Here is a 7,812-nt window from a genome sequence, read left to right on the forward strand (position 1 = left end):
GACATCATGAGCCCGCAGCGAAATTCTGAAACGGCGCCGCAAGGCGCCGTTTTGCTGTCACACAGGGCTTTTGCGCGGCGTACGGCTTGGCGTCGCAAATGTGTCACTCGCGGACGGGTTGGAAGTGCGGATTTGGACACGCCCCTTGATCTTTGGGGGTCGTGCATCCAACTAACTGGAGAAGGCCGAGGTGCCCGATTTCTGTGCTGTAAAACTCCCGTCATAAACGGTGGTAGGCGGAACGATCCCCGGTCGTTAATATAAGATTCGCGGTTGGCTGATTGGCGGCCGCGACATGAAAGGTTGGACAATGGCCAAAGTATCCAAGGCACCCAGCGACGGCGTCTTCGCAGTTCTCCCACTGCGCGACATCGTGGTGTTCCCGCACATGATCGTGCCGCTCTTCGTCGGGCGTGAGAAGTCGATCAAGGCGCTGGAAGAGGTGATGGGTCAGGAAAAGCAGATCCTGCTTGCCACCCAGATGAATGCCGCCGACGACGATCCCGAGCCCGATGCCATCTTCGACATCGGCACGCTCGCCAATGTGCTGCAATTGCTCAAGCTGCCCGACGGCACCGTCAAGGTTCTGGTCGAAGGCGCTTCGCGTGCGAAAATCGTCTCGTTCACCGACCATCCCGACTTCCACGAGGCCCGCGCCGCGGCGCTGGTCGAGCCGGACGAGGAAGAGGTCGAGGTTGAGGCGCTGGCGCGTTCGGTCGTCACCGACTTCGAGAACTACGTCAAGCTGAACAAGAAGATCTCGCCCGAAGTGGTGGGTGCAGCCAGCCAGATCGACGACTATTCCAAGCTCGCCGACACGGTCGCCTCGCATCTCGCCATCAAAATCCCTGAGAAGCAGGAAATGCTGGCCACGCTCTCGGTCAAGGAGCGGCTGGAAAAGGCTATGGGCTTCATGGAAGCCGAAATCTCCGTCCTGCAGGTGGAGAAGCGCATCCGCTCGCGCGTCAAGCGCCAGATGGAGAAGACGCAGCGCGAATACTACCTCAACGAGCAGATGAAGGCGATCCAGAAGGAACTCGGCGAAGGCGAGGACGGCCGCGACGAGGCCGCCGAGATCGAGGCGCGCATCAAGAAGACCAAGCTCTCCAAGGAGGCCCGCGAAAAGGCGGAAGCCGAGTTGAAGAAGCTCCGGACGATGTCGCCGATGTCGGCTGAATCGACCGTCGTGCGCAACTATCTCGACTGGATCCTGTCGATTCCGTGGGGCAAGAACTCCAAGGTCAAGCAGGACCTGGCGTTCGCGCAGAACGTGCTCGACACTGATCATTTCGGCCTCGACAAGGTCAAGGAGCGCATTGTCGAGTATCTCGCCGTGCAAAGCCGCCAGAAGAAGCTGAAGGGGCCGATCCTGTGCCTCGTCGGCCCTCCCGGCGTCGGCAAGACCTCGCTCGGCAAGTCGATCGCCAAGGCGACCGGTCGCGAATTCATCCGCATGGCGCTCGGCGGCGTGCGTGACGAGGCCGAGATCCGTGGCCACCGCCGCACCTATATCGGCTCGATGCCCGGCAAGGTCATCCAGTCGATGAAGAAGGCCAAGAAGTCCAACCCGCTCTTCCTGCTCGACGAGATCGACAAGATGGGCCAGGACTTCCGTGGCGATCCGTCATCGGCGTTGCTCGAGGTCCTCGATCCGGAACAGAACTCGACGTTCATGGACCATTACCTCGAGGTCGAATACGACCTGTCGAGCGTCATGTTCGTGACGACGGCGAACACGCTGAACATCCCGGCGCCCTTGATGGACCGCATGGAGATCATCCGTATCGCCGGCTACACCGAGGACGAGAAGATCGAGATCGCCAAGCGGCACCTGATGCCGAAGGTGATCCGCGATCACGCGCTGCAGCCGAAGGAGTTTTCCGTCGGTGAGGACGCGATCCGCGCCATCGTCCAGACCTACACCCGCGAAGCGGGCGTCAGGAGCCTGGAGCGCGAGCTGATGAAGCTCGGGCGCAAGGCGGTGACCGAGATCCTGAAGACGAAGAAGAAGACGGTGAGCATCACGGCGGAGAACCTCTCCGATTACCTTGGTGTGCAGCGCTACCGCTTCGGCCAGGTCGAGGCTGACGATCAGGTCGGTGTCGTTACAGGTCTTGCCTGGACGGAAGTCGGCGGCGAACTGCTGACGGTCGAAGGCGTCATGATGCCCGGCAAGGGCCGCATGACGGTGACCGGCAACCTGCGCGACGTGATGAAGGAATCGATTTCGGCGGCGGCCTCCTATGTCCGCTCGCGCGCCGTCGATTTCGGCATCGAGCCGCCGCTGTTCGACAAGCGCGACATCCACGTGCACCTGCCGGAAGGCGCCACGCCGAAGGACGGCCCGTCTGCGGGTGCTGCCATGGCGACAGCCATTGTGTCGGTACTGACGGGTATTCCGGTCCGGGCGGATGTGGCGATGACCGGCGAGATAACGCTTCGCGGCCGCATCTTGCCGATCGGCGGGCTCAAGGAGAAGCTGCTCGCCGCACTGCGCGGCGGCATCAAGAAGGTGCTGATCCCGGAAGACAATGCCAAGGACCTGGCGGAGATCCCGGACAATGTGAAGAACGGCATGGAGATCATTCCGGTCTCACGTGTCGGCGAGGTGTTGCGCCACGCGCTGGTGCGTATGCCGGAGCCGATCGAATGGGTCGAACCGGTCAATCCGCCGGCCTCGACAGACAGTGCCGACGACGCTGGAAAGTCCCTGGCGCATTAGAGCGCCGGGCGTCCATCTGGACGCACAAAGGACGCTCTAACGCTCGGACTTGCGCATGGCCCTTTCCGAAAACCGGCTACGGTTTTCGAGGCCATGCGTTGGTTTTCGTCAAGGTTGCAGCGCACAAACGGAGAGCCGGGCCTAGAGCCCGGCTTTTTCATGTGAAAAACCCAGCATTTCCGGGCTTTTTCCGCTTTTTTCCTGCCTTTTCGACTTGGTTGCGGGAGCGCTTCTTTCTAAAGTCCGTTTCCTGCCGGATGAGTCGATAGTTCCGGTGTTCTCATGGAAGGGAATTTTTATGAACAAGAACGAACTGGTGTCCGCTGTCGCCGACGCCGCGAGCATTTCGAAGGGTGACGCGCAGTCGGCGGTCGATGCGGTATTTTCCGTGATCACCGGCGAACTGAAGAAGGGCGGCGATGTCCGGCTTGTCGGCTTTGGCAATTTCTCCGTGTCAAAGCGTGCGGCTTCGACCGGCCGCAATCCTCAGACCGGCGCCGAAGTGAAGATCCCGGCGCGCACCGTGCCGAAGTTCTCGGCCGGCAAAGGCCTCAAGGACGCAGTCAACTAAGCGTTTTTTCTTTTCAGAGACCTCAGAAAAGCCGGGCTTGCCCGGCTTTTCATTTTTTGTGCCCGACGCTGACGCGACGGCGGCCGGCTTATGCGGTCGGCGCCTCGGCGCGCATCAGACCTTCCTTCTTGAGATCGGCCCAAAGCGCTGGGGGCAGTTTCGCATCGAGCAGCGAGCGATTGCTCTCGACCTCGCTCGGCCGCTGGCCACCGGGGATCACCGAGACGACCGAGGGGTGCAGCAGCGGGAATTGCAGGGCGGCCTCGATCAGCCTGACACCATGACGCTTGCAGACGTTTTCGATCCCGGCGACCCGATCGAGTATGTCCTTCGGCGCTTCCGAGTAGTTGTAGTAGGCGCCGGGCTTCGGTCCGGTCGCCAGGATGCCGGAGTTGTAGGGGCCGCCGAGAACGATGCCGATGCCGCGTGCCTGGCAGAGCGGCAGGAAGGACGTCAGCGCCTCCTGTTCCAGGAGCGTATAGCGTCCGGCCAGCAGGAACAGGTCGAAGTCGCCGCGCTCGGCCAGCGTCTGCGCGACCTGCCACTCATTGATGCCGCCACCGAACGCCTTGATCACGCCCTGGTCGCGCAGCGACAGCAAGCCGTAATAGCCCGAGCGCATGAACTCCTCGATGCGCCGGTCGGAGGCTTCCTTGCTGCCATGCGTGAAGATGTCGACATCGTGGACGAAGAGGATGTCGATCCGGTCGACGCCGAGGCGCTCAAGCGAGGCCTCGAACGAGCGCATGACACCGTCATAGCTGTAGTCGTACACTTCGCGGCGCGACGGCGTGTCGAAGAACTTGCCGATGCCGGTGCGCTCTTCGGGCGGGCAGGCGCGCATGATGCGGCCGACCTTGCTCGACAGCACATAGTCGTCGCGCTTCTTGCCGCGCAGGAACGGGTTGAGCCGCGTTTCCGACAGGCCGAGTCCATAAAGCGGCGCGGTGTCGTAGTAGCGGCAGCCGGTCGCCCACGCGGCTTCCAGCGTGGCGTTGGCGTCCTCGTCGGAGACGGCACGGTAGAGGTTGCCGAGCGGCGCCGCGCCGAAGCCGAGCTCGGTGAAACTGATGCCGCCATTGCCGATGCGGTCGAAATGCCGTGTCTTCATATGCTGCCGTTTGCCTCGCTCGATTTGTCTGACATGACACTATCACGCCTGTGGTCAGGCAAAAGCATAGCTGCGGGTTGGACACGCATTTTCGCGGTTGCTAGCATGAACGAAATCAAGCTGTTCGTGGCAGCAAGGGCGGCAAATACCAGGGGTGATTTTTGATGGCAGGATCGCGGTGAGCGACAAGAGCAAAAGCCTGTTCGAGACCGCGCTTGAGGAACTCGGCGGCGTGCTGGCCCGCATCGACGAAAGCCGGATCGACGCCGCCTGCAAAATGCTGGCCGGCGCGCGACAGATCGTCGTCTATGGCTGCGGCCGCGAGGCCTTGCAGGTCAAGGGGTTTGCCATGCGGCTCTACCATTTGGGCCTGCCGGTGTCCGTGGTCGGCGACATGAACACACCGCCGCTGGGGCAGGGCGATGTCTTCCTGGTCAGCTCCGGGCCGGGAGAGACCTCGACCGTGCTGACCCTGATGCAGGTCGCGCACCAAGCAGGTGCAACCAATCTCCTGCTGACCGCCCAGGCCGCAGGCAGCGCGGCGAAGCGCGCGGACTTCACCCTACTCATTCCCGCGCAGACCATGGCCAACGATCAGGGGGCGCAGAAGACATCGGTGCTGCCGATGGGCTCGGTGTTCGAAGGCGCGCTGTTCCTGCTGTTCGAGGTGATGGTGCTGAAACTCAGGGAATTGATCGGGGCGTCGCCCGAAGCCATGCGCGCCCGCCACACCAACATGGAATAGATCATGCGCTACGAACTGATGCTGCCACACCAGATCCGCAGGGCGATCGCCGAGAATTGGCCGGTCGCTCTGCCGCTCGGCGTGCTCGAATACCATGGCGAGCACATGGCCGTCGGCATGGACACGCTGGCCGTCGTCAAGACGCTGGAGCTGTTCGAAAAGGAGAAGGACGTCGTCATCCTGCCGCCCTTCTACTACGGTGCTGCGAGTTATGCGGTGGCGCCCCCGGAAGGCAGCGGCTCGGTGCAGGTCGGCGGCAATGCGCTGGCGCCGTTCGGCGAGGAGCTGTTCTACAGCCTGCTGCGCATCGGCTTTCGCAACATCCACGCCATCATCCACCACCAGACCGAGAACTTTGCCGCCGGCATGCCGACCGATCTGGCGTTCAAGACCGCCGGCCGCCAGGCGATCTTCCGCTTCCTCGAAAAGGAGCGCGGCGAGGGCTGGTGGGGCTCTCAGGCGATGGCCGACTACTATTCCGGGCACGCCACCGGTGAAAATTTCTTCAACTGGGTGCAAGTGCATCCGCTGATGTCGGCTGACATGAACGGCAAGTACCCGTTCGATCATGCCGGCATCGGCGAGACCTCGCTGATGCTGGCGCTATGCCCGGAGGCTGTCGATGCCGCTCACTTCAACGACAACAAGAGCTGGTATACGGCGAGCGCCAAGGATGCTTCGGCCGAGCTTGGGCAGAAGGGCGTCGCCATGATCATGGACCACCTGCGCACGATCCTGGCAGCCTAGCGGGCCGCCCTGCTACTTCACCGCTCCTGCGGTCATGCCCATGATCAGATAGCGCTCAAGCGCGATGCCGATCACCGCCAGCGGCGCGATGGCTGCCGTGGCGAGCGCTGCCATCGACCACCAGTTGATGCCTTGCGAGCCGGTCTGGCTCGCCACCATGACGGGGATCGTCTTGGCGTCGGTCGAGGTCAAAAGGGCGGCGAAGAAATACTCGTTCCAGCACAGCACCATGGCCAGGATAAAGGCGGCGACCATGCCCGGCAGCGCGATGGGCATGACGATGCGGAAGAACGCGCCCCAGATCGACAGCCCGTCGACCAGGGCTGCTTCCTCAAGTTCGACGGGAATCGAATTGAACTGGTCGCGCATGATCCAGATGACGATCGGCAGCACCATCAGCGTGTAAAGCAGGATCAGTCCGATGCGCGTGTCGAGCAGGCCGACCTCGCGGTAGAGTACCAGGAAGGGCAGCGCCAGCACCACCGGCGGCAGGATCAGCTGCGACAGGAAGAAGAACGAGATGTCCTCGTTCTTGAACCAGGCGAAATGATAGCGATAGCGGGTGAGCCCGTAGGCGGCGAGGCTGCCGATGACGATGGCGAGGCTCGACGCACCGACCGAGGTGATCACCGAATTCATGAAGCGCTTGAGGAACTCCTCGCGCACCGTCGAGGTCTGGAAGATCGAGTCCGGCGACAGGCCGAGCGAGCGCCAGCCTTTCCAGTCCGGCTGAAAGTCGACGAAGGGGATGAGATGGCCCTGCGTGACGTCGACCGCGGTCTTGAACGAGGTTGTCACCGTCCAATAGATCGGGAACAGGCAGATGAACGCCCAGAAGGCCAGCGCGCCATAGATGAAAACGCGGCTGGCGAGGAAGCTCGCCGGCGAGCGGATCTCCGAGGCGACATATTCGGTGGTCTGAACGCTCATCGGGCTTAACTCACCCCCATCTTGCTTTAATTGACATTGCGGACAAAACGGTTGGCGAATTTCAACAGCCACGTGACGAACACGACGATGATCACCAGATAGGCCATCGCCAGCATGGTTCCGTAGCCGACATTCGAGCGGTCGCGATATTCGCGATAGATGAAGCTCGACACGGAATCGGTGGCGCCGCCGGGGCCGCCGGACGTCACGGTGATGATGATATCGGCAAGCTTCAACTTGAAGATGATGCGCAGGATCACCGCCGTCACCGACACCGGCAACATCAGCGGAAAAGTGACCTGCCAGAAGGTCTGCCACGCATTGGCGCCATCGACGCGTGCGGCTTCGAGCACCTCGCGCGACATCGCCTGCAGCCCGGCCAGCAGCATGATCATCATGAATGGGATGAAGGTCCAGGCATCCAGTATCATGATCGATATGCGCGCGATGATCGGGTCGGAGAAGAAGGCGGGATTTTCCCAGCCGAGATGGCGCGCCAGCGTTGCTGCCGGTCCGAACCGGTATTCCATCAGCGACTTGCCGATCATCCACGACACCGCGACCGGGGACAGCATCAGCGGCATCAGGAAGACGACGCGGAAGAATTTTCGCGCCCGGATTTGCGCGTTGAGCAGCAGCGCCAGGCCGAAGGCGATGACATATTCGACCGCCACCGCCAGCACATAGAGCACCATGTTGAACAGCGCGTTGCGGTAGTAGGGATCGGCCAGCATCTGCCAGAAATTGTCGAGCCCGTTGAACTTGCGGCCGCTGAACGAGCTGAGGTTCCAGTCGGTGAGGGCGATGTAGAAACCGAATAGCGTCGGGAAGATCACCATGGCGATGGTGAACAGCAGCGCCGGCAGCAGGAACAGGGCACGCTGGCCGTCTTCGCCGCGCGTCAGCACCTGGCCGACGCCGATCGCCACGCCCCACAGCACATAGGCATAGACGACGGGGCGCCAGGTCTCGAAGCCGATCGTATC

General features: G+C 62.0%; 7 protein-coding genes. 4 read left to right on the top strand and 3 right to left on the bottom strand.

From position 1 onward, the window contains the following. The first annotated feature begins 310 nt into the window (after positions 1–310). Both lon and hupB read left to right on the top strand, forming a co-directional pair. Positions 311–2,722, top strand: coding sequence for an endopeptidase La (lon, locus tag EN964_RS17485; RefSeq protein WP_127268008.1), 2,412 nt, complete (start codon positions 311–313; stop codon positions 2,720–2,722). 298 nt (positions 2,723–3,020) lie between these two features. Then, entirely contained in the window at positions 3,021–3,293 is a 273-nt protein-coding gene (gene hupB / locus EN964_RS17490) for a DNA-binding protein HupB (RefSeq protein ID WP_127268007.1), read from the top strand. Between the two features lie 88 nt (positions 3,294–3,381). Here hupB and EN964_RS17495 read toward each other — a convergent pair whose 3' ends face one another. After that, on the bottom strand, positions 3,382–4,404 hold the full coding sequence (locus tag EN964_RS17495; protein ID WP_127268006.1) for an aldo/keto reductase: 1,023 nt from the start codon (positions 4,402–4,404) through the stop codon (positions 3,382–3,384). A 178-nt stretch (positions 4,405–4,582) separates the two neighbouring features. On the opposite strand from EN964_RS17495, the gene EN964_RS17500 reads away from it, so the two are divergent. Further along, positions 4,583–5,149, top strand: a complete 567-nt coding sequence (locus tag EN964_RS17500; RefSeq protein ID WP_127268005.1) for an SIS domain-containing protein — start codon at positions 4,583–4,585, stop codon at positions 5,147–5,149. Between the two features lie 3 nt (positions 5,150–5,152). Beyond that, on the top strand, positions 5,153–5,896 hold the full coding sequence (locus EN964_RS17505; protein ID WP_127268004.1) for a creatininase family protein: 744 nt from the start codon (positions 5,153–5,155) through the stop codon (positions 5,894–5,896). A gap of 12 nt (positions 5,897–5,908) precedes the next feature. On the opposite strand, the gene EN964_RS17510 is transcribed toward EN964_RS17505, so the two are convergent. Beyond that, a complete protein-coding gene (locus EN964_RS17510) occupies positions 5,909–6,826 on the bottom strand; it encodes a carbohydrate ABC transporter permease (protein ID WP_127268003.1) in 918 nt (305 codons plus the stop codon). A gap of 26 nt (positions 6,827–6,852) precedes the next feature. Next, positions 6,853–7,812: carbohydrate ABC transporter permease (locus tag EN964_RS17515; RefSeq protein ID WP_164775859.1), on the bottom strand; the 960-nt coding region annotated here is incomplete at its 5' end.

It is taken from the genome of Mesorhizobium sp. M7A.F.Ca.CA.001.10.2.1 (assembly GCF_003998575.1).
GTDB lineage: Bacteria > Pseudomonadota > Alphaproteobacteria > Rhizobiales > Rhizobiaceae > Mesorhizobium.